The sequence below is a fragment of the Spongiibacter tropicus DSM 19543 genome (genome assembly GCF_000420325.1).
GTDB classification, from domain to species: domain Bacteria; phylum Pseudomonadota; class Gammaproteobacteria; order Pseudomonadales; family Spongiibacteraceae; genus Spongiibacter; species Spongiibacter tropicus.
The window spans coordinates 2,501-23,240 of the sequence record NZ_ATUS01000006.1; the positions used below are offsets into that span (position 1 = coordinate 2,501).

The following is a 20,740-nucleotide window of genomic DNA, read 5'->3' on the forward strand; positions in this document are numbered from 1 at the left end:
CACGCAGCAAGTCGCGTGTGATTGAAATGCAGTTTCTTGACGATATAGCGATGGCGAGTCTGTTTGCTTATATGGTCAAGCGACTAAGCGCATACGGTGGATGCCTTGGCAATTGGAGGCGATGAAGGACGTTGGAGCCTGCGAAAAGCTTTGGGGAGTCGGCAACCAGACTTTGATCCAAAGATGTCCGAATGGGGAAACCCACCTGGGATAACCCAGGTATCCTTTGACTGAATACATAGGTCTTAGGAGGCGAACCAGGGGAACTGAAACATCTAAGTACCCTGAGGAAAAGAAATCAACCGAGATTCTCTTAGTAGCGGCGAGCGAACGGGGATCAGCCTGCAAGTGATAGCTTGTGTGTTAGTGGAACGGTCTGGAAAGTCCGGCGATACAGGGTGATAGCCCCGTACACGAAAACGCACTTGTGGTACTAAGCTTGCGATAAGTAGGTCGGGACACGTGTTATCTTGACTGAAGATAGGGGGACCATCCTCTAAGGCTAAATACTCCCAATTGACCGATAGTGAACCAGTACCGTGAGGGAAAGGCGAAAAGAACCCCGGAGAGGGGAGTGAAATAGAACCTGAAACCGTATGCGTACAAGCAGTAGGAGCAGACTTGTTCTGTGACTGCGTACCTTTTGTATAATGGGTCAGCGACTTAATGTATGTAGCGAGCTTAACCGTTTAGGGGAGGCGTAGGGAAACCGAGTCTTAATAGGGCGATTTAGTTGCATGCATTAGACCCGAAACCCGGTGATCTATCCATGGCCAGGTTGAAGATGCCGTAACAGGCATTGGAGGACCGAACTCACAAATGTTGAAAAATTTGGAGATGAGCTGTGGATCGGAGTGAAAGGCTAATCAAACCGGGAGATAGCTGGTTCTCCTCGAAATCTATTTAGGTAGAGCGTCATGTCTCACCCACGGGGGTAGAGCACTGTTTGGGCTAGGGGGTCATCCCGACTTACCAAACCCATGCAAACTCCGAATACCGTGGAGTGCAATCATGGCAGACAGACGGCGGGTGCTAACGTCCGTCGTCAAGAGGGAAACAACCCAGACCGCCAGCTAAGGTCCCAAATCTACGTTAAGTGGGAAACGATGTGGGAAGGCTCAGACAGCTAGGAGGTTGGCTTAGAAGCAGCCATCCTTTAAAGAAAGCGTAATAGCTCACTAGTCGAGTCGGCCTGCGCGGAAGATGTAACGGGGCTAAACGTAGAACCGAAGCTGCGGACGCATTTATGCGTGGTAGAGGAGCGTTCTGTACGCCTGCGAAGGTGAGTCGAGAGGCTTGCTGGAGGTATCAGAAGTGCGAATGCTGACATGAGTAACGACAAAGGGGGTGAAAAACCCCCTCGCCGGAAGACCAAGGTTTCCTGCCCCATGCTAATCAGGGCAGGGTTAGTCGGCCCCTAAGGTGAGGCTGAAAAGCGTAATCGATGGGAAACGGGTTAATATTCCCGTACTTGTTGTAACTGCGATGGAGGGACGGAGTAGGCTAGGCGAGCGCAGCGTTGGTTGTCTGCGTTTAAGCTAGTAGGCTGAGATCTTAGGCAAATCCGGGATCTTAAGGCTGAGAGGTGATGACGAGTCCTCTTTTGGACGAAGTCGTTGATGCCATGCTTCCAAGAAAATCTTCTAAGCTTCAGGTTACAACAAACCGTACCCCAAACCGACACAGGTGGTCAGGTAGAGAATACCAAGGCGCTTGAGAGAACTCGGGTGAAGGAACTAGGCAAAATGGTACCGTAACTTCGGGAGAAGGTACGCCGGTTTTGGTGATGGGACTTGCTCCCTAAGCTGAGGCTGGCCGAAGTGACCAGGTGGCTGCGACTGTTTATCAAAAACATAGCACTCTGCAAACACGAAAGTGGACGTATAGGGTGTGACGCCTGCCCGGTGCCGGAAGGTTAATTGATGGGGTTAGCGTAAGCGAAGCTCTTGATCGAAGCCCCGGTAAACGGCGGCCGTAACTATAACGGTCCTAAGGTAGCGAAATTCCTTGTCGGGTAAGTTCCGACCTGCACGAATGGCGTAACGATGGCCACGCTGTCTCCACCCGAGACTCAGTGAAATTGAAATTGCGGTTAAGATGCCGTATACCCGCGGCTAGACGGAAAGACCCCGTGAACCTTTACTATAGCTTCACAGTGGACTCTGATATTACTTGTGTAGGATAGCTGGGAGGCTTTGAAACCTGGGCGCCAGCTCAGGTGGAGCCAATCTTGAAATACCAGCCTGGTACTATTGGGGTTCTAACTCTGGACCATTATCTGGTTCGAGGACATTGTGTGGTGGGTAGTTTGACTGGGGCGGTCTCCTCCCAAAGTGTAACGGAGGAGCACGAAGGTGCGCTAATCACGGTCGGAAATCGTGAGGTTAGTGTAATGGCACAAGCGCGCTTAACTGCGAGACTGACAAGTCGAGCAGGTACGAAAGTAGGTCATAGTGATCCGGTGGTTCTGTATGGAAGGGCCATCGCTCAACGGATAAAAGGTACTCCGGGGATAACAGGCTGATACCGCCCAAGAGTTCACATCGACGGCGGTGTTTGGCACCTCGATGTCGGCTCATCACATCCTGGGGCTGAAGCCGGTCCCAAGGGTATGGCTGTTCGCCATTTAAAGTGGTACGCGAGCTGGGTTCAGAACGTCGTGAGACAGTTCGGTCCCTATCTGCCGTGGGCGTTGGAGATTTGAGGAAAGCTGCTTCTAGTACGAGAGGACCGAAGTGGACGAACCTCTGGTGTTCGGGTTGTTACGCCAGTAGCATTGCCCGGTAGCTACGTTCGGACGGGATAACCGCTGAAAGCATCTAAGCGGGAAGCCTCTTCCAAGATAAGATCTCCCTGGGAACTTGATTCCCCTAAAGAGCCGTTCAAGACCAGGACGTTGATAGGCAGGGTGTGTAAGCGTTGTAAGGCGTTGAGCTAACCTGTACTAATTGCTCGTGAGGCTTGACCATATAATCAAAGGGTCTTGCCATCGTAAAGAATCAAGAAACTGCAACGGATCGTTGCAACAGGCTGGAAACAGCCACTGAGAAAACAGTTATCAGCTTATTTACCGCCCTATTTGTGATTGTGAGAGCATGTCAATGCGACAGTGAGACTCGAAGCAACGCAAGCCAGTTTGCCTGGCGACCATAGAGACATGGAACCACCTGACCCATCCCGAACTCAGAAGTGAAACGTGTCATCGCCGATGGTAGTGTGGGGTTTCCCCATGTGAGAGTAGGTCATCGCCAGGCTTTAATTAAAAACCCGAGGTTCAGTTGAGCCTCGGGTTTTTTATGGGGCTCTGGAAGTGGCTTCCGCCAGGCTTCTAAATAAAACACCCCGGTCAGCAATGCTGTCCGGGGTGTTTTATTTAGGATTGCGGTTACCGTCTGTTCCGTTAAGCGGCTCGCATAGCTGCCATGTGACAAGCCATGTACCGAAGGTAAAGGGTTGGGGCGCCGATAGGCGTCGCGCAGCGATTGCGAGCACCGCTTGCAACACAATGTAGGTCAGACGCCAAAGCGTTCGCTGCGCTCACGGGGCCTGCTCTCGCCAGGCTTTAATTAAAATGGCCAAAGCACTCCCTACGGTCGTGGGCCACACTGCCCCGAGGTTCATCTGAGCCTCGGGGTTTTTTATGGGGCTCTGGAATTGGTATCCACTAGGCTCTGGCCTATGGTCATGGCCAAAGCACTAGCTGGGTTATGCGCAACCTGGGGAGAGCCGTTCGCAGAGAAGGCTATGTGAAACGATTGGGTTTTAATAGAGCGAGCATATTTGTCCCTCCTGCTAAGGGGAGATAGCTGCGGAGCGCGCAAGTTTTGTTATGATCGTTGCCTTGCGCCCCTGTGGGGCCGCTTCGCGACAAGAGGAAATGTTTTGGCTTCTGAGCAACTACTATCGGTTCTCGCCGACGGCGAATTCCACTCTGGGGAGGAGTTGGGAGGTTTGCTGGGCGTTAGTCGAGCGGCAGTCTGGAAGCAGCTGCAAAAGCTGGAGGAGCTCAGTCTCTCCATCGAAGCGCAAAAGGGTAGAGGTTACCGAGTTGTTGGTGGCTTGGATCTATTGAGTCGAGAGTTGATTGCCCAGCATACAGATCAGGCCTTGCAGGCGATACTTGAAGGGATGGATATCTTCGGTGTGCTCGACTCTACCAATTTGCAGGCGGCGAAGCGTATCGCTATGGGACCTGCTCATCAGTATTGCTGCACGGCCGAGCAGCAAACCGCAGGGAGGGGCCGGCGTGGCAGGCAGTGGCTCAGTCCGTTTGGGCGTAGTCTTTATTGCTCCCTGGTGTGGGAGTTTAGCAATGGGGCGGCGGCGCTTGAGGGGCTAAGCCTGTGTATTGGTGTCGCGGTGGCGAACGCGTTGTCTGAGGCTGATGTTGACGGTATCTCATTGAAATGGCCAAACGATGTATTGCTGGATGGGAAAAAACTCGGGGGTATTCTGCTGGAAATGCAGGGTGATCCGGCGGGCGTCTGCCAGGTTATTATCGGTGTTGGCCTGAATATGCAGTTGCAAGAGGTCGATTCAACGGTCGTTACTCAGCCATGGGCTGATTTGTCGGCCTACCCCATTGGTTCCGACAGAAATCGCATGTTGGCGCTGCTGTTGAATGCGCTTTTTGCGGCTTTGACGCAATACAGTCGCCAAGGCTTTTCGCCTTTCCGTGATCAGTGGCTGGCGCTTGATGCTTTTCGTGGTCAGTCAGTCAAAGTGCAGCTTGGAGAAGAGTGGCTGTTTGGTACAGAGGATGGCGTAAACCCTGATGGCGGATTGCGTTTGATTACGGATTCGGGTGTTAGAGTTTTTCACGGTGGTGAGGTGAGCCTGAGGGAAGTCTGCTGATGGCTGGCGGTGTGTTGGAGTTTGATGTCGGTAATACGGCCTTGAAGTGGCGTCTTTGCCATCGGCATGGTTTTGAGCGCGGTCGCTTGCCTTGCGATGAAGGTCGTGTGGCGGCATTGCTTGAAGGCCTGCGCCCAGATGTTCTCCATATTTCCTCTGTCGCGAGTGACGATGCTAATGCGATGCTGCGTCGATGCGCGGATAAAGCCGCAGTCGCCTGCCGATTTGCGCAGGTTTCCGCCAGCTGTGGTGGTATCACTAATGCATACGACGATCCTTTGACTCTTGGAGTGGACCGCTGGCTGGCAATGATCGCAGCGAAGCGTCGTGTTTCTGGAGATCTTGTGATTGCAGATATTGGCACAGCGCTAACTATCGATGTGCTGGCCGCGGACGGTGTTCATCAGGGGGGATACATTCTTCCTGGGCGTCGTTTGATGCGAGAATCCTTGCTGGGCGGTACTGGTCGTATACAGTTTGATGAGATCCGCGAGCCGAGTATCGATTTGGGTAATAACACGGCGTCATGCGTAGAGAATGCCTCATGGCTTGCTGCCGTTTCTGTCATTAGTGACGTAGCTCGGCGAATCCAGCAGGCTGATCGCCAGGTTTCTGTTGTGGTTACCGGGGGGGATGCTAAAGCTGCGCTGCAGGTTGCGGGTGTTGATGGCGGCTCATGGGTTTATGTTGAAGATTTGGTGCTGGATGGTTTGTCGCTGGTTTTGGGGCGTGAGGGCTTAAATTCATGAGGGTGTTGCTCCTTGCGTTACTCGTCATCAACCTGGCGGTTTATCTTTGGGGGCAGTCGGGAGAGGGATATAGCTCGTTGAGTGATCAGGGGCGACCCGCAGGTGGGGGCAGGGGAAATCTTACGCTCTTATCTGAGATGGGCTCTGATGCCGTAGCTCCCGCCGATGGTTTGGCGCTTACTGACGATGAGGCGGCAGTCGACGAGCTTGAGGCAGGTGGCGGGGCGGTGTTGGCCGATGAGGTCTGCTGGGTGTTAGGGCCGTTTGATAATGAAGAGGCGGTTGAGATTACTGATGAGCGGCTTGCTGTTTCGTGGATGCGTGAGCGCTATGAAAGGGATGTCGACTATTGGGTGCTGCTGGGGCCCTACGGCGGGCAGGCGCCGGCGTCGAGCATGCTGCAGGAACTGAAAAAACAACGGATAGATAGCTACCTGATTCGTCGCGGGGAGATGGAGAATGCAATTTCTCTGGGTGTATTCAGTGACGAATCCCGCGCGGAGCGACACGCATCGACGATGCGTTCAAGGGGCTATGCTGTAGAGGTCCGGCGTGTTGCTGATGAGGCAATACGGCTGTGGTTGGTGTATCGGGGCGCAGATCAAGGAGGCGATTTCGATGCATCGATGGCATTTATGGAAAGCAATAAAAGCAATAGTGCTGAGCTATCGAAAAAAAGCTGTGAGTTGATTGCGTCTTACCAAGAGTTCGACTAGAATGCCGCCCTCGTTCGAAAGCGACGTGTAAAGATGTGCTGGCGTAGCTCAGTTGGTAGAGCAGCTGACTTGTAATCAGCCGGTCGGGGGTTCGACTCCTCTCGCCAGCTCCACTCTTTTCATGTAATGGCATTGTTAATTCGCTTTGCAACAATATGTTGACAAGGTATTGCCATATAAGCAGAATGTTGCGCTCTTTCGAGGTGGGGTTCCCGAGTGGCCAAAGGGATCAGACTGTAAATCTGACGCGCAAGCTTCGGTGGTTCGAATCCACCCCCCACCACCATTATTGCTAGATGTACCAGCAGAACGCGATTCAGCGGGTATAGTTCAATGGTAGAACCTCAGCCTTCCAAGCTGATGGTGCGGGTTCGATTCCCGCTACCCGCTCCAGTTTGCGTTGGGCTGAAGCATTACGATTACGCGGTGCTCATATAGCTCAGTCGGTAGAGCACTTCCTTGGTAAGGAAGAGGTCACCGGTTCAAGTCCGGTTATGAGCTCCACTTTTTTGGCGACAAAAGCCCTGGGTGGTTTTTGTCTTTTTGTAGTGACTTGACGAAAAGGTCCGCTAGGAGACTGTCGCAATGGCAAAGGAAAAGTTTGAACGTAGTAAGCCCCACGTCAACGTGGGCACCATCGGTCACGTTGACCATGGTAAAACCACTCTGACCGCAGCACTGACTCGTGTCTGTGCAGAAGTTTTCGGCGGCCAGGCTGTTGCCTTTGACGGCATCGATAACGCCCCCGAAGAGCGTGAGCGCGGTATCACTATCGCCACTTCTCACGTTGAATACGATTCAGACATCCGTCACTACGCTCACGTAGACTGCCCCGGACACGCTGACTACGTTAAAAACATGATCACTGGTGCAGCCCAGATGGACGGCGCGATCCTGGTATGTGGTGCCACCGACGGCCCGATGCCCCAGACGCGTGAGCACATCCTGCTGTCTCGTCAGGTAGGCGTACCTTACATCGTGGTATTCCTGAACAAGGCTGACCTGCTGGCTGAAGACTGCGGCGGCGTAGGCACCGAAGAATACAACGAAATGCTCGAGCTGGTTGAAATGGAAATCCGTGAGCTGCTCGACACTTACGAATTCCCCGGCGACGACACGCCGATCATCGCAGGTTCTGCGCTGATGGCTCTGAACGGCGAGGACGACAACGAGCTGGGTACTACTGCTGTATCTAAGCTGGTTAAAGCACTGGACGAGTACATTCCTGAGCCAGAGCGCGCTATCGATCAGCCCTTCCTGATGCCGATCGAAGACGTATTCTCTATCTCCGGTCGCGGTACTGTAGTAACCGGTCGTATCGAGCGCGGTATCCTGAAAACTGGCGACGAAATCGAAATCGTTGGTATCCACGACACCACCAAAACCACCTGTACCGGTGTTGAAATGTTCCGCAAGCTGCTGGATGAAGGCCGTGCTGGTGAGAACGTCGGTGTCCTCCTGCGTGGTACCAAGCGTGACGAAGTAGAGCGTGGTCAAGTCCTGGCTAAGCCGGGTTCTATCACTCCTCACACTCGTTTCGAAGCTGAGGTCTACGTACTGTCTAAAGAAGAAGGTGGTCGTCACACGCCGTTCTTCAAAGGCTACCGTCCGCAGTTCTACTTCCGTACCACTGACGTAACCGGTGCGTGTGAGCTGCCTGAAGGTACCGAAATGGTAATGCCTGGCGACAACATCAAGATGGACGTAACACTGATTGCGCCGATCGCGATGGAAGAAGGTCTGCGTTTTGCAATCCGTGAAGGTGGCCGTACTGTCGGCGCCGGCGTGGTTGCAAAAATCGTAGAGTAATGCCTTGGCGGCCTGGTGGTCGCTGAGTGATGGAGGGGAGGCTTCGGTCTCCCTTTCTTGGTAACAATGGGTGCGATAGGCACCCTATGGTGTGGCGGCGATGCAGTTTTTGGCTTTAAGCCAAATATCTGTTGACAGACTATGTTTTGGTCATTAATATGCCGCTTCTTTTTTCGGGTTGTCTCGGCCGGTTGGCGCCGATAGTGGCTCGAAGCTATTTCGGGATGGGAGTTTGATCAGGTGCAAAATCAACGGATTCGCATTCGTTTAAAAGCTTTTGATCACCGCCTTATCGATGCATCTACGCAAGAGATTGTAGATACCGCTAAGCGTACTGGCGCGCAGGTTCGGGGACCGATTCCTCTGCCTACTCGCAAAGAGCGCTACACGGTTCTGGTCTCTCCGCATGTGAACAAGGATGCGCGTGATCAGTATGAGATCCGCACCCATAAGCGCATGCTGGATATCGTTGAGCCTACAGAAAAAACTGTAGACGCATTGATGAAGCTAGATTTGGCGGCTGGTGTAGAAGTTCAAATTAGCCTTGGCTAATTCATTTAAAAGCTGAATTTTTTCAGACCCGCTCAGGGGCTGGCCCTGGGTTGTGTAACGCGTGAGAGCGCGGCCGTAGAGGGTTAAGCCCCGTACACTGAGAGGTTGGAGCAAATGACTATTGGTTTGGTCGGTCGTAAAAGCGGCATGACTCGCGTTTTTACTGACGACGGCGTATCTATTCCGGTAACTGTGATTGAGGTTGAGCCCAATCGCGTTACTCGTGTCAAAGCAGACGATGCTGACGGCTATCGCGCTATTCAAGTAACGGCCGGTGCTCGCAAGACATCGCGCATTTCCAAGGCTGAAGCCGGGCACTTCGCGAAAGTGGGTGTTGAGGCGGGTCGTGGCCTGTGGGAATTCCGTCTGGAAGATGGCGAAGATGCTCCCGAAGTGGGTGCTGAGCTGACTGTTGCAGCATTCGAAGCTGGTCAGAAAGTTGACGTTACTGGTCAGTCCAAAGGTAAGGGCTTCCAGGGTGGCGTTAAGCGTTGGAATTTCCGTACCCAGGACGCTACTCACGGTAACTCGCTGTCGCATCGCGCGCCGGGTTCTATCGGTCAGTGTCAAACTCCGGGTCGTGTCTTCAAGGGCAAGAAAATGGCCGGTCACATGGGCGCAGAGCGCGTGACTGTGCAGACGCTGGAAATCGTTCGCGTTGATGCCGATCGCAACCTGATTTTGATCAAAGGTGCGGTTCCCGGTGCGCCAGGCGGTGATGTATTCGTACGTCCCGCTGTTAAAGCAAAAAAATCCTAGGGGGCTAAGCAGTGGAATTGAATATTGCGAAACCCGGTAACGGTGCAGCGGCTGGAACTATCCAGGTTTCCGATGTGGCCTTTGCTCGTGAGTTTAATGAAGACCTGGTTCATCAGGTTGTAACCGCTTATCTGGCTGGTGCTCGTCAGGGCACTCGTGCTCAGAAGACTCGCTCAGAAGTGAGCGGCGGCGGCAAGAAGCCTTGGCGTCAAAAGGGTACGGGTCGTGCCCGTGCAGGTACTATTCGCAGCCCTATCTGGCGTAGCGGTGGTGTTACTTTTGCTGCGAAGCCGCAGGACTACACCCAGAAAGTTAACCGTAAGATGTATCGTGCGGCGCTGCGCTCAATTCTGTCTGAGCTGGCTCGCCAAGAGCGCTTGGTGGTGGTTGAAGAGCTGGCTCTCGAAGCCCCGAAGACTAAGCTGTTGGTGAAGTCGCTGGGTGAGCTGGGTCTGACTGGTGCGCTGATTGTGACCGAGGAAGTGACCGGCAATCTGTATCTGGCAGCTCGTAACCTGCACGATGTTGATGTGCGCGATGTGAGTGGTGTCGATCCAGTTAGTCTGATTGGTTATGAGAAAGTGCTGATCACCGTTGCTGCACTGAAAAAATTTGAGGAGTTGCTGGGATGAATCAAGAGCGCATCTACAAGGTACTGCTCGGCCCTCACGTCTCTGAAAAAAGTGCAATGAGTGCCGAAGCTGGCAATCAAGTGGTGTTCAAAGTTTTGCCGACGGCTACCAAGCTTGAAATCAAGCATGCCGTAGAAAAACTGTTCAAGGTGGAAGTGGTTGACGTTCGCACCGTGAATATGAAAGGCAAAGTGAAGCGCAATCGCTTTGGTTTGAGCAAAAAGCCGAATTGGAAGAAGGCTTATGTAAGCCTGGTGCAAGGTCAGGAAATCGACTTTGCAGTCGCTGAATAAGTCTGGAGCTGAGTCAAATGGCAATTGTTAAAAGTAAACCGACTTCTCCTGGCCGCCGCTTCGTTGTTCGCGTAGTTAACGCGGAGCTGCACAAGGGTGCACCTCACAAGGCGTTGGTAGAGAGTCAGTCGCGTAACGGCGGTCGTAACAACAAAGGCCGTATTACTACGCGCCACGTTGGTGGTGGTCACAAGCAGCACTACCGCCTGATCGATTTCAAGCGCAACAAAGACGGTATTCCCGCTGTTGTTGAGCGCCTGGAATACGATCCGAACCGTACTGCGTTTATTGCATTGCTGAAATATGCCGACGGTGAGCGTCGTTACATCATCGCTCCCAAAGGTGTATCTGCTGGTGATGAGCTGTTCTCTGGTGAAGCGGCGCCGATTAAGGCGGGTAATACCCTGCCGCTGCGCAACATTCCAGTGGGTAGCACGATTCACTGCATCGAAATGAAGCCAGGTAAAGGCGCGCAGATCGCGCGTAGTGCCGGCGCTTCTGTGCAGTTGGTCGCTCGTGAAGGCCAATATGCCACTGTGCGCCTGCGCAGCGGCGAAATGCGCAAGATTCTGGCTGAGTGCCGCGCCACGTTGGGCGAGGTATCTAACAGCGAGCACAGCCTGCGCAAGTTGGGTAAAGCCGGTGCGGCGCGTTGGCGCGGCGTTCGTCCCACCGTTCGCGGTGTTGCGATGAACCCCGTTGATCACCCACACGGTGGTGGTGAAGGTCGTACCTCTGGTGGTCGTCATCCTGTTACACCTTGGGGTGTGCCGACCAAAGGGTATAAGACCCGTAAAAATAAGCGTACAGATAAGCTGATTGTGCGTGATCGCAGAAAGTAAACGCGCAATCAGAGTAAAGAGGATTAGCTTGTGCCACGTTCATTGAAAAAAGGACCGTTCATCGACCTTCATCTTTTGAAGAAGGTGGAAGTAGCGGTTGAGAAAAACGATCGTCGTCCGATCAAAACCTGGTCGCGTCGTTCCATGATTCTCCCCGAGATGGTCGGCCTGACCATCGCGGTACACAACGGTCGTCAGCATGTTCCGGTTATGGTTACCGAGGACATGGTTGGGCACAAATTGGGTGAATTCGCCGCTACCCGGACTTACAAGGGTCATGTGGCTGATAAAAAGGCCAAGCGTTAAGCTTGCGCTGGGAGAGGCATAGACGATGGAAGTAGCGGCACGTTTAAAAGGCGCACGTATATCCGCCCAGAAAGCCCGTTTGGTTGCTGACCAAATTCGAGGCAAGGGTGTTGAAGAGGCGCTGGATCTGTTGACGTTCAGCCCTAAGAAAGCAGCCAGCATCCTTAAAAAGGTGCTGAACTCTGCAATCGCCAACGCCGAGCACAACGAAGGTGCTGACGTTGATGAGCTGCGTGTATCGACGATTTTTGTAGACGAAGGCATGACTATGAAGCGTCTTCGTCCCCGTGCAAAAGGCCGGGCCGATCGCATTCTCAAGCGGTCTTGCCATATCACGATCAAAGTAGCCGACGGCGAAGGTTAGTAGGAGAGACCAAATGGGTCAGAAAGTACACCCGACCGGCATCCGGCTGGGAATCGTAAAAGATCACAACTCTGTCTGGTATGCAGGCAGCAAACAGTATGCGAAGCAACTGGTCACTGATCTTCAGGTTCGTGAGTACCTGGAAGAGAAGCTGTCGCACGCATCTGTAAGCCGTATCGTGATTGAGCGTCCCGCGCAAACTGCTCGCGTGACCATTCACACTGCGCGCCCCGGTATCGTGATCGGTAAAAAAGGCGAAGATGTTGAGAAGCTGCGCAAAGAGCTCAGCGATCGTATGTCAGTGCCCGTGCACATCAACATTGAAGAAGTTCGCAAGCCGGATCTGGATGCCAAGCTGGTTGCAATGAACGTTGCTCAGCAGCTGGAGCGCCGAGTGATGTTCCGCCGCGCGATGAAGCGCGTCGTTCAGAACGCCATGCGCCAAGGCGCTGAAGGCATCAAAGTTCAGGTCAGCGGCCGTGTTGGCGGTGCAGAAATTGCGCGTACTGAGTGGTATCGCGAAGGCCGTGTGCCCCTGCACACTCTGCGCGCCGACATCGATTACGCGACACACGAGGCATCGACCACCTACGGCATCATTGGTGTCAAGGTGTGGATCTTTAAGGGTGAAATCCTGGGATCCAGAAACGAGGCAGTCGAAGCCAAGGCTAAGAAAGTTTCAGAGTAAGGGTTACGCACATGTTACAGCCGAAGCGCACAAAGTTTCGCAAGGTACAGAAGGGCCGCAATCGCGGTCTGGCAGAGCGCGGCAGCCGGGTCAGCTTTGGTGATTTCGGTCTGAAAGCTGTCGGCCGTGGCCGCATCACTGCTCGCCAGATCGAAGCCGCTCGTCGTGCCATGACTCGCCACATTAAGCGTGGCGGTAAAATCTGGATTCGCGTGTTCCCAGATAAGCCAATCACTGAAAAGCCTCTTGAGGTTCGTCAGGGTAAAGGTAAGGGTAACGTTGAATATTGGGTTGCCCAAATTCAGCCCGGTAAGGTGCTGTACGAAGTGGAAGGCGTGCCCGAAGAGCTGGCGCGTGAAGCATTCGCTTTGGCAGCGGCTAAGATTCCGGTACCAACCACATTTGTTAAGCGGGTGGTGATGTAATGAAGGCTATCGAATTACGCGAAAAGTCCGTTGACGAGCTCAACGCGCAACTGCTGCAGCTGCTTGAAGAGCAATTCAAGCTGCGCATGCAGGAAAGCACCGGCCAGTTGGCGCAGACACATCTGCTGAAGCAGACTCGTCGTGAAATTGCACGCATCAAGACAGTGCTCCAAGAAAAGGCAGGTAACTAACAATGTCAGAAGCAGCAAAGAGCGCTCGTACCGCCACCGGTAAAGTTGTGAGCGACAAGATGGATAAAACCATCACTGTACTGATCGAGCGTCGTGTTAAGCACCCGATCTACGGTAAGTACATCACTCGTTCTTCCAAGATCCACGCGCATGATGAAGACAATCAGTGCAAGGCGGGAGACGTGGTAACAGTTTGTGAAACACGCCCTCTGTCTAAGAGTAAGTCTTGGACGCTGCTGCGTGTTGAAGAGACGGCTAACCAGATTTAATTTGGCCGGCGGCCTGTGTTCAAGCTTGATGCACAGTTGACTGCTTTGGAGTAAGAAATGATTCAAACAGAAAGCTATTTGGAAGTTGCAGATAACAGTGGCGCACGTCGCGTTATGTGCATCAAGGTGCTTGGCGGCTCACACCGTCGCTATGCGCGTGTCGGCGATCTGATCAAAGTCACTGTCAAAGAGGCAATTCCTCGCGGCAAAGTGAAAAAAGGTCAGGTCATGACAGCGGTTGTAGTTCGCACCAAAAAAGGTGTTCGTCGTGGCGATGGTTCGCTGATCAAGTTCGACGATAACGCCGCAGTACTGCTGAACAACAATTTGGCGCCCATCGGCACCCGTATTTTTGGGCCGGTAACCCGCGAACTGCGTGGTGAGAAGTTCATGAAGATTATCTCCCTGGCGCCCGAAGTACTGTAACGGGTACGCAGAGAGAAGACTGAGGTCAGCATAATGCGCAAGATTAAACGTGAAGACGAAGTGATCGTCTTAACCGGTAAAGACAAAGGCAAACGCGGCAAAGTACAGAAAGTACTGGATGAAAGCCGTGTGCTGGTCTCCGGCATCAATATGATCAAAAAGCACCAGCGCCCCAATCCTCAACTGGGCGTTGCAGGCGGTATCGTCGAGAAAGAGGCGCCCATCCAGGTGTCTAACGTGGCGATTTACAACCCGTCGACTAACAAGGCGGATCGGGTGGGCTTTAAGGTCGCCGAAGACGGCAGCAAAACCCGCGTATTTAAATCCAGCGGCGAAGCGATCGACGCGTAGGGGTTAGTAGAGAAATGGCACGATTAAGCGAACTGTACAACAACGAGTTGCGTGCGAAGCTCATCGAAGAGCTTGGCCTGGAAAACCCGATGGAAGTGCCCCGCATTACCAAAATCACTCTGAACATGGGTGTAGGTGAAGCGGCTGGCGACAAGAAAGTGCTTGAAGCGGCACTGGCTGACCTTGAGAAAATCAGTGGTCAAAAGCCGGTTGTTACTAAGGCGCGTAAGTCTATCGCTGGTTTCAAGATCCGCGATGGCTGGCCCATTGGTGCCAAGGTAACGCTGCGTCGTGAGCGCATGTATGAATTTTTGGATCGCCTGATCAGTGTTGCCATTCCGCGTGTTCGTGACTTCCGTGGTATCAGCCCTAAGTCATTCGACGGTCGCGGTAACTTCGCGATGGGTGTGACTGAGCAGATCATTTTCCCGGAAATCGATTACGACAAAGTAGATACGCTGCGTGGTCTGGATATCACCATTACCACTTCAGCTCGCAACGACGACGAAGGTCGTGCGCTGCTGAAAGCGTTCAACTTCCCGTTCAAAGCTTAAGGGGTTAGTGACATGGCAAAGCAGTCAATGAAAGCGCGCGAAGCTAAACGTGCTCGCGCAGTCGCCAAGTACGCCGCTAAGCGTGCTGAACTGAAAGCAATCATCGCCAGCGTTAACAGCAGTGATGAAGAAAAGTGGGACGCGCAAGTAAAACTGCAGAAGCTTCCACGTGATGCCAGTCCGATTCGTCAGCGTCGTCGCTGTCAGGTAACCGGCCGTCCGCACGGCGTTTACCGTAAGTTTGGTCTGTGCCGTAACCAACTGCGTCAAGCTGCAATGCGTGGCGATGTGCCCGGTCTGGTTAAGGCCAGCTGGTAAGTTTGAGAATTTTGCTGTCGCGCGATAAACGCGGCGATTAATGGGAGCAAAACATGAGCATGCAAGACCCTTTGGCGGATATGCTGACCCGTATTCGCAACGCTCAAATGGCCGGGAAGACCGAAGTACAAATGCCGTCTTCAAAGCTGAAAAAAGCTGTGGCTAACGTACTTGAGCAAGAAGGTTATATCAGTGCTTCGCGTGTGGACGAGAACGGCGGTAAAGCTATTCTGACCCTTGAGCTGAAGTACTTCCAAGGTAAACCGGTAATTGCAGAGATCCAGCGCGTAAGCCGCCCTGGTCTGCGCTCTTACGCAGGTAAAGATGAGCTGCCGTCTGTTCGCGCAGGCTTGGGAATTGCCATTGTCTCCACCAGCCGTGGTGTGATGACTGACCGTGCCGCACGTGCTGCAGGTGTGGGTGGCGAAGTGCTCTGCACTGTATTCTAAATCGACGGTTAGAAGAGTTTCTGAAATGTCCAGAGTAGCGAAAAGTCCAGTGACTATCCCCAAAGGGGTTGAAGTCAAACTCGGCGCCGACAGCATTGCGGTAAAAGGCAAGAATGGTTCTATGTCTATGCCTTTGCATGGGTCCGTCGATGTGAAGCAGGAAGACGGCCAGCTCGTGTTCGCTGCGCGTGAAGGTGCAAAAGACGGTTGGGCAATGGCGGGTACCACTCGTGCACTGACCAACAACATGGTAATTGGCGTTAGCGAAGGCTTTCAGCGCAAGCTGGTCCTGAACGGTGTTGGTTATCGTGCTAAAGCAAGCGGTAAGTCAGTCAATCTGGTGCTGGGTTTCTCTCACCCCATTGACTACGATCTGCCCGAAGGTGTTACGGCAGAAACTCCCAGCCAGACAGAAATTGTGCTGAGCGGGAATGACAAGCAGGTTCTCGGCAAGGTAGCTGCGGAAATCCGCGCCTTCCGTCCGCCCGAGCCCTACAAAGGTAAAGGTGTTCGCTACGATGACGAAGTCATTCGTCGTAAAGAAGCGAAGAAAAAGTAAAGGCTAGCATATGAGCGATAAGAAAGTTTCAAGATTACGTCGTGCCCGTCGTGCTCGCGCTAAGATTCGCGAATTGCGTGCGGTCCGTCTGTGCATTCATCGCACCCCGCGCCATATGTATGCGCAACTGATTGCCGCTGAAGGTGACCGCGTTCTGGCCAGTGCTTCGACACTGGACAAAGATCTGCGTGGCACTGCTACGGGTAATGTTGCAGCGGCAGCTGGCGTCGGCAAGCTGATCGCAGATCGTGCGAAAGCTGCAGGTGTTACAAAGGTTGCTTTCGACCGTAGTGGATTCCGTTTCCACGGTCGAGTAAAAGCGCTGGCAGATGCTGCCCGTGAAGGTGGATTGGAATTCTAAGGTTTAGGCGATGGCGTATAACGAGCAGAAAGACAAAGCAAACACTGAAGGCCTCCAGGAAAAACTGGTTCAGGTTAACCGTGTTGCCAAAGTGGTCAAAGGCGGTCGTATCTTCAGCTTCACCGCATTGACTGTAGTGGGTGATGGCAACGGCAAAGTCGGTTTTGGTCGCGGCAAGGCTCGTGAAGTGCCTGTCGCCATCCAGAAAGCGATGGAAGCTGCCCGCCGCAACATGGTGCAGGTAGATATCAAAGGCGACACGATCCAGTACCCTGTTAAAGGTGTGCACGGTGCGTCCAAGGTATACATGCAGCCAGCCTCTGAAGGTACGGGTGTTATCGCCGGTGGTGCGATGCGTTCGGTACTGGAGATTGCCGGTGTTCACAACGTACTGGCTAAGTGCTACGGCTCTACCAACCCAGTTAACGTAGTGCGTGCAACCATCAAAGGACTGCAAAGCATTTCTTCTCCTGAAGAAGTCGCGGCTAAGCGTGGCAAGTCAGTAGAAGAGATCCTGGACTAAGACAAGGGCAGGATTTGTTATGAGCAAGATTAAAGTTACACAGGTTCGCTCTATCGCGGGCCGCTTGAAGTCACACAAAGCCTGCGTAGCAGGACTGGGTCTGCGCCGTATCGGTCACACCGTAGAGGTGGAAGATACACCGTCGGTACGTGGCATGATCAATAAAGTTAACTATCTGGTACGTGTTGAGGGTTAAACAATGAGCGAGTTGCGTTTGAACACGCTGAGTCCCGCACCCGGCCGCGTTAAAGACGGCAAGCGGGTGGGACGCGGTATCGGTAGTGGTCTGGGTAAAACCGCTGGCCGTGGTCACAAAGGTCTGAAGTCTCGTTCCGGCGGCAGCGTTCGTCCCGGTTTCGAGGGTGGCCAAATGCCACTGCAAAAGCGTCTGCCCAAATACGGCTTCACCTCTCGTCTGGCAGCGGTGACTGCTCAGATCCGTACTTCTGAGCTGAATGCCGTTGCAGAAGATGTGATCGATCTGGATGCGCTGAAACGCGCTGACCTGATCAGCAATAACATCGAGCGCGCGAAAGTATTCCTGTCTGGTGATGTGACTAAAGCAGTGACCATCAAAGGTCTTGCTGTCACCAAAGGTGCTCGCGAAGCGATCGAAAAAGCCGGCGGTAAAGTCGAGGAATAGGGATAACCCCATGGCGAAATCCAGTCCCCTGACAACTGGAAAGCAGTCCGGACTAGGCGAGCTCATGGCTCGCCTTCGTTTTCTGTTATTGGCGATAATCGTTTATCGCATCGGTACCCATATTCCGGTGCCTGGCATTAATCCGGATCAACTCGCCGCATTGTTTAATCAGAACCAGGGCACCGTTCTTGGGCTGTTTAACATGTTTTCGGGTGGTGCTCTTGAGCGTATGAGTATTCTCGCGCTGGGTATCATGCCGTACATTTCTGCATCGATCATTATGCAGCTGATGTCGGCCGTAAGCCCGCAGCTTGAAGCGCTTAAAAAGGAAGGCGAGGCAGGACGCCGTCAAATAACGCAGTACACACGTTATTTGACCGTGGCTCTCGCACTTCTGCAGGCGACCGGGATGACCGTTGGCCTGGCTAACCAGGGTTTGGCCTTTAATGCCGACCTGAGCTTCTATTTCACCGCGGTGGTTTCATTGGTTACCGGTGCGGTGTTTATGATGTGGCTGGGTGAGCAGGTTACCGAGCGCGGTATCGGCAATGGTATTTCCATGCTGATCTTTGCGGGTATTGTGGCCGGGCTTCCATCAGCAGTAGGACAGTCCCTGGAGCAGGCGCGCCAGGGCGAGCTGAATATACTGGTGCTGCTGGCTATCCTGGTTCTGGCCATCGCCGTGATTTATCTGGTGGTATTCATCGAGCGAGGGCAGCGTCGAATTACGGTGAACTATGCTAAGCAGCAGCGCGGTAATCGGATGTATCAGGCGCAGTCGAGTCACCTGCCGCTGAAGGTGAATATGGCGGGTGTTATCCCGGCAATATTCGCCAGCTCGATTCTGCTCTTCCCTGCGTCTATCGCGCAGTGGGTCGGCCAGAGTGGTGAAGGCATGGAATGGCTTCAGGAGCTTGCTCTGGCAATCGGGCCGGGCCAGCCACTGAATATCATTCTGTTCACAGCGTTAATTGTTTTCTTCTGTTTCTTCTATACGGCGTTGATGTTCAACCCTGATGAAGTCGCAGATAACCTGAAACGTTCGGGCGCGTTTTTGCCAGGAATTCGCCCCGGTAAACAGACGGCCAATTACATCGATGGCGTGCTGACTCGCCTGACCATGTTTGGCTCGCTGTATATAGCTGGCGTGTGTTTGCTGCCGCAGTTCTTGGTGGTCATGTGGAATGTGCCGTTCTATCTCGGCGGTACATCATTGTTGATTGTTGTCGTGGTGGTGATGGATTTCATGGCCCAGGTGCAATCACACATGATGTCTCACCAGTACGATTCGGTGATGAAAAAAGCAAACCTTAAAAACTACGGTAGCGGTGCCCGCTAATCACAGCGGCGCACATTGTTTGGAGTATCGTCATGAAAGTTCGCGCTTCGGTAAAAAAGATTTGCCGCAACTGCAAAATCGTTCGTCGCAAAGGTGTCGTTCGCGTTATTTGTAGCGCGGAACCCCGCCATAAGCAGCGGCAGGGCTGAGCAAAATTTGGCCGCTGGCCTTGAAACCAAGGTCGCATGCGGATAGACTACTGCGCCTTTCGCGCGGTGGTCTGTTTGGCGGGCCAGATTTTGTCAAGCGTTAACAGTTATAGCTTTAATTGGAGTAATCTGAATGGCTCGTATCGCGGGTGTTAACATACCAGATAACAAGCACGCCGTTATTTCGTTGACTTACATCTACGGAATCGGTCGTACCACAGCTAAGCAGCTGTGTGCCGGCAATAATATCGCGGAAGATGCAAAAATCGCTGATCTTTCTGAAGATCAACTGGATTCACTGCGTAACGCCATCGCCAAGATGACTGTCGAAGGTGATCTGCGTCGTGAAGTGTCTATGAACATCAAGCGTCTGCTGGACCTCGGTTGCTACCGCGGTCTGCGTCACCGTAAAGGGCTTCCCCTGCGCGGTCAGCGTACCAAGACAAACGCGCGTACGCGTAAAGGTCCTCGCAAGCCGATCCGCAAGTAATTGCAGTCTGCAACGCGCCTTTAGTGTAGCTACACCGCTAGTGTAGTGTTGATATTAGAAGCAGGAAATTAGAATGGCTAAACCAGGCAAGCAAGCGCCTCGCAAAAAAGTCAAAAAGACTGTTGTCGATGGCGTGGCGCATATTCATGCGTCCTTCAACAATACCATCATCACCATCACAGACCGTCAGGGTAACACCCTGAGCTGGGCGACTGCCGGCGGCAGTGGCTTCCGCGGCTCTCGTAAGAGCACCCCCTTTGCAGCACAGGTTGCTGCAGAGCGCGCAGGTAACGCGGCGAAAGATTATGGTCTGAAAAATCTGGACGTAGAAGTTAAAGGACCTGGCCCTGGCCGTGAGTCTGCAGTGCGTGCGCTGAATAACTGCGGTTACAAGATCACCAATATCACAGACGTGACGCCCATCCCCCACAATGGTTGCCGTCCTCCCAAGAAACGTCGCGTGTAATTAACAGTTGAGGAATATGAAGCATGGCTAGATATCTGGGCCCAAGCTGTAAATTAGCAAGACGGGAAGGCACCGACCTGTTCCTGAAGAGCGGCGTACGTCCGCTGGACTCAAAGTGCAAGGCGGAAAACGCGCCGGGTATGCACGGTGCACGTCGCGGTCGTCTGTCTGATTACGGTGTTCAGTTGCGTGAAAAGCAAAAGGTTCGTCGTATGTACGGCGTTCTGGAAAAGCAGTTCCGTAGCTACTACAAAAAAGCGGCGAGCAAAAAAGGTGCAACCGGTGAGAACCTGCTGCAATACCTCGAGAGCCGTTTGGACAACGTGGTATACCGCATCGGTTTCGGCTCTACGCGTGCCGAATCTCGTCAGTTGGTATCTCACAAAGGCATTTTGGTGAATGGTCAAACCGTTAACGTACCGTCATACCAGGTGCAGCCGGGCGACGTCATCAGTCTGCGCGAAAAAGCGAAGAAACAACTGCGTGTTCAATCTGCACTGGCATTGGCCGCTCAGCGCGGCGATGTGTCTTGGATTGATGTTAACAGCGACAAAATGGAAGCTGTTTTCAAAAATGCACCAGACCGTAGCGACTTGTCTTCAGAGATCAACGAACAACTGATCGTTGAGCTTTACTCGAAGTAAGTTTCCTTCAGGACATTCT

30 protein-coding genes, 4 tRNA genes and 2 rRNA genes are annotated in these 20,740 nt (G+C 53.1%); all 36 read left to right on the forward strand.

Translation table 11 applies throughout. The features are described 5' to 3' along the window. The first annotated feature begins 73 nt into the window (after positions 1 to 73). The 36 genes from G411_RS0117585 (at position 74) to rpsD (ending at position 20,721) form a co-directional block, all read left to right on the forward strand. Positions 74 to 2,969: ribosomal RNA gene (locus tag G411_RS0117585) — 23S ribosomal RNA — on the forward strand. A 170-nt stretch (positions 2,970 to 3,139) separates the two neighbouring features. After that, positions 3,140 to 3,254, forward strand: a 5S ribosomal RNA gene (gene rrf / locus G411_RS0117590). 628 nt (positions 3,255 to 3,882) lie between these two features. After that, entirely contained in the window at positions 3,883 to 4,854 is a 972-nt protein-coding gene (birA, locus tag G411_RS0117595) for a bifunctional biotin--[acetyl-CoA-carboxylase] ligase/biotin operon repressor BirA (RefSeq protein WP_022960521.1), read from the forward strand. Further along, a complete protein-coding gene (locus G411_RS21695) occupies positions 4,854 to 5,603 on the forward strand; it encodes a type III pantothenate kinase (RefSeq protein WP_022960522.1) in 750 nt (249 codons plus the stop codon). Before birA ends, G411_RS21695 begins: the two co-directional genes overlap by 1 nt. Continuing rightward, a complete protein-coding gene (locus tag G411_RS21700; protein WP_028968572.1) occupies positions 5,600 to 6,319 on the forward strand; it encodes a hypothetical protein in 720 nt (239 codons plus the stop codon). The genes G411_RS21695 and G411_RS21700 overlap by 4 nt, the downstream gene beginning before the upstream one ends. A 37-nt stretch (positions 6,320 to 6,356) precedes the next feature. Continuing rightward, a tRNA-Thr gene (locus G411_RS0117610) sits at positions 6,357 to 6,432 on the forward strand. 89 nt (positions 6,433 to 6,521) lie between these two features. After that, positions 6,522 to 6,605, forward strand: a tRNA-Tyr gene (locus tag G411_RS0117615). A gap of 33 nt (positions 6,606 to 6,638) precedes the next feature. Beyond that, a tRNA-Gly gene (locus tag G411_RS0117620) sits at positions 6,639 to 6,712 on the forward strand. Positions 6,713 to 6,747: 35 nt separating this feature from the next. Further along, positions 6,748 to 6,823 (forward strand) — tRNA-Thr (locus tag G411_RS0117625). Positions 6,824 to 6,904: 81 nt separating this feature from the next. Beyond that, complete coding sequence (gene tuf, locus G411_RS0117630; RefSeq protein WP_022960524.1) at positions 6,905 to 8,128, forward strand: elongation factor Tu; 1,224 nt, start codon at positions 6,905 to 6,907, stop codon at positions 8,126 to 8,128. A 240-nt stretch (positions 8,129 to 8,368) separates the two neighbouring features. Next, positions 8,369 to 8,680 carry a 30S ribosomal protein S10 gene (rpsJ, locus tag G411_RS0117635; protein WP_022960525.1) on the forward strand — a complete coding sequence of 104 codons (312 nt, stop codon included), beginning with the start codon at positions 8,369 to 8,371 and terminating at the stop codon, positions 8,678 to 8,680. A 114-nt stretch (positions 8,681 to 8,794) separates the two neighbouring features. After that, the gene (gene rplC / locus G411_RS0117640) at positions 8,795 to 9,439 is read left to right on the forward strand and encodes a 50S ribosomal protein L3 (protein WP_022960526.1); all 645 of its coding nucleotides are present in this window, start codon (positions 8,795 to 8,797) and stop codon (positions 9,437 to 9,439) included. Between the two features lie 11 nt (positions 9,440 to 9,450). Further along, on the forward strand, positions 9,451 to 10,071 hold the full coding sequence (gene rplD / locus G411_RS0117645; protein ID WP_022960527.1) for a 50S ribosomal protein L4: 621 nt from the start codon (positions 9,451 to 9,453) through the stop codon (positions 10,069 to 10,071). Beyond that, the gene (rplW, locus tag G411_RS0117650) at positions 10,068 to 10,364 is read left to right on the forward strand and encodes a 50S ribosomal protein L23 (RefSeq protein WP_022960528.1); all 297 of its coding nucleotides are present in this window, start codon (positions 10,068 to 10,070) and stop codon (positions 10,362 to 10,364) included. The genes rplD and rplW overlap by 4 nt, the downstream gene beginning before the upstream one ends. Positions 10,365 to 10,381: 17 nt before the next feature. After that, the gene (gene rplB, locus G411_RS0117655) at positions 10,382 to 11,206 is read left to right on the forward strand and encodes a 50S ribosomal protein L2 (protein WP_022960529.1); all 825 of its coding nucleotides are present in this window, start codon (positions 10,382 to 10,384) and stop codon (positions 11,204 to 11,206) included. A gap of 30 nt (positions 11,207 to 11,236) precedes the next feature. Further along, complete coding sequence (gene rpsS / locus G411_RS0117660) at positions 11,237 to 11,512, forward strand: 30S ribosomal protein S19 (protein ID WP_022960530.1); 276 nt, start codon at positions 11,237 to 11,239, stop codon at positions 11,510 to 11,512. A gap of 25 nt (positions 11,513 to 11,537) precedes the next feature. Beyond that, the gene (gene rplV, locus G411_RS0117665) at positions 11,538 to 11,876 is read left to right on the forward strand and encodes a 50S ribosomal protein L22 (RefSeq protein WP_022960531.1); all 339 of its coding nucleotides are present in this window, start codon (positions 11,538 to 11,540) and stop codon (positions 11,874 to 11,876) included. 13 nt (positions 11,877 to 11,889) lie between these two features. Beyond that, entirely contained in the window at positions 11,890 to 12,564 is a 675-nt protein-coding gene (gene rpsC / locus G411_RS0117670) for a 30S ribosomal protein S3 (RefSeq protein WP_022960532.1), read from the forward strand. Positions 12,565 to 12,575: 11 nt separating this feature from the next. Then, positions 12,576 to 12,989, forward strand: coding sequence for a 50S ribosomal protein L16 (gene rplP / locus G411_RS0117675; protein WP_022960533.1), 414 nt, complete (start codon positions 12,576 to 12,578; stop codon positions 12,987 to 12,989). Next, on the forward strand, positions 12,989 to 13,180 hold the full coding sequence (gene rpmC / locus G411_RS0117680) for a 50S ribosomal protein L29 (RefSeq protein WP_022960534.1): 192 nt from the start codon (positions 12,989 to 12,991) through the stop codon (positions 13,178 to 13,180). The genes rplP and rpmC overlap by 1 nt, the downstream gene beginning before the upstream one ends. 2 nt (positions 13,181 to 13,182) lie before the next feature. Continuing rightward, positions 13,183 to 13,449: a 30S ribosomal protein S17 gene (gene rpsQ / locus G411_RS0117685; protein ID WP_022960535.1), complete on the forward strand. Its 267-nt coding sequence runs from the start codon at positions 13,183 to 13,185 to the stop codon at positions 13,447 to 13,449. Positions 13,450 to 13,506: 57 nt separating this feature from the next. Continuing rightward, positions 13,507 to 13,875, forward strand: a complete 369-nt coding sequence (rplN, locus tag G411_RS0117690) for a 50S ribosomal protein L14 (protein WP_022960536.1) — start codon at positions 13,507 to 13,509, stop codon at positions 13,873 to 13,875. A 33-nt stretch (positions 13,876 to 13,908) separates the two neighbouring features. After that, entirely contained in the window at positions 13,909 to 14,226 is a 318-nt protein-coding gene (rplX, locus tag G411_RS0117695; RefSeq protein WP_022960537.1) for a 50S ribosomal protein L24, read from the forward strand. Positions 14,227 to 14,240: 14 nt separating this feature from the next. After that, positions 14,241 to 14,780: a 50S ribosomal protein L5 gene (rplE, locus tag G411_RS0117700; protein ID WP_022960538.1), complete on the forward strand. Its 540-nt coding sequence runs from the start codon at positions 14,241 to 14,243 to the stop codon at positions 14,778 to 14,780. A gap of 12 nt (positions 14,781 to 14,792) precedes the next feature. Continuing rightward, positions 14,793 to 15,098, forward strand: a complete 306-nt coding sequence (gene rpsN, locus G411_RS0117705; protein ID WP_022960539.1) for a 30S ribosomal protein S14 — start codon at positions 14,793 to 14,795, stop codon at positions 15,096 to 15,098. A 53-nt stretch (positions 15,099 to 15,151) separates the two neighbouring features. Then, the gene (gene rpsH / locus G411_RS0117710; protein ID WP_022960540.1) at positions 15,152 to 15,547 is read left to right on the forward strand and encodes a 30S ribosomal protein S8; all 396 of its coding nucleotides are present in this window, start codon (positions 15,152 to 15,154) and stop codon (positions 15,545 to 15,547) included. 25 nt (positions 15,548 to 15,572) lie between these two features. Next, the gene (rplF, locus tag G411_RS0117715) at positions 15,573 to 16,106 is read left to right on the forward strand and encodes a 50S ribosomal protein L6 (protein WP_028968573.1); all 534 of its coding nucleotides are present in this window, start codon (positions 15,573 to 15,575) and stop codon (positions 16,104 to 16,106) included. A 10-nt stretch (positions 16,107 to 16,116) separates the two neighbouring features. Further along, entirely contained in the window at positions 16,117 to 16,467 is a 351-nt protein-coding gene (rplR, locus tag G411_RS0117720; protein WP_022960542.1) for a 50S ribosomal protein L18, read from the forward strand. Positions 16,468 to 16,477: 10 nt separating this feature from the next. Next, positions 16,478 to 16,990 carry a 30S ribosomal protein S5 gene (rpsE, locus tag G411_RS0117725; protein WP_022960543.1) on the forward strand — a complete coding sequence of 171 codons (513 nt, stop codon included), beginning with the start codon at positions 16,478 to 16,480 and terminating at the stop codon, positions 16,988 to 16,990. A gap of 19 nt (positions 16,991 to 17,009) precedes the next feature. Beyond that, entirely contained in the window at positions 17,010 to 17,186 is a 177-nt protein-coding gene (gene rpmD / locus G411_RS0117730; protein WP_022960544.1) for a 50S ribosomal protein L30, read from the forward strand. A 12-nt stretch (positions 17,187 to 17,198) separates the two neighbouring features. Continuing rightward, the gene (gene rplO, locus G411_RS0117735) at positions 17,199 to 17,633 is read left to right on the forward strand and encodes a 50S ribosomal protein L15 (protein ID WP_028968574.1); all 435 of its coding nucleotides are present in this window, start codon (positions 17,199 to 17,201) and stop codon (positions 17,631 to 17,633) included. A gap of 10 nt (positions 17,634 to 17,643) precedes the next feature. Continuing rightward, positions 17,644 to 18,972: a preprotein translocase subunit SecY gene (gene secY, locus G411_RS0117740; RefSeq protein ID WP_022960546.1), complete on the forward strand. Its 1,329-nt coding sequence runs from the start codon at positions 17,644 to 17,646 to the stop codon at positions 18,970 to 18,972. Positions 18,973 to 19,004: 32 nt separating this feature from the next. After that, positions 19,005 to 19,121 carry a 50S ribosomal protein L36 gene (rpmJ, locus tag G411_RS21960; protein ID WP_084495682.1) on the forward strand — a complete coding sequence of 39 codons (117 nt, stop codon included), beginning with the start codon at positions 19,005 to 19,007 and terminating at the stop codon, positions 19,119 to 19,121. 133 nt (positions 19,122 to 19,254) lie between these two features. After that, on the forward strand, positions 19,255 to 19,611 hold the full coding sequence (gene rpsM / locus G411_RS0117745; protein ID WP_022960547.1) for a 30S ribosomal protein S13: 357 nt from the start codon (positions 19,255 to 19,257) through the stop codon (positions 19,609 to 19,611). Positions 19,612 to 19,684: 73 nt separating this feature from the next. Beyond that, positions 19,685 to 20,077, forward strand: a complete 393-nt coding sequence (rpsK, locus tag G411_RS0117750) for a 30S ribosomal protein S11 (RefSeq protein WP_022960548.1) — start codon at positions 19,685 to 19,687, stop codon at positions 20,075 to 20,077. A gap of 23 nt (positions 20,078 to 20,100) precedes the next feature. Continuing rightward, the gene (gene rpsD / locus G411_RS0117755) at positions 20,101 to 20,721 is read left to right on the forward strand and encodes a 30S ribosomal protein S4 (protein WP_022960549.1); all 621 of its coding nucleotides are present in this window, start codon (positions 20,101 to 20,103) and stop codon (positions 20,719 to 20,721) included. Positions 20,722 to 20,740 lie beyond the last annotated feature (19 nt).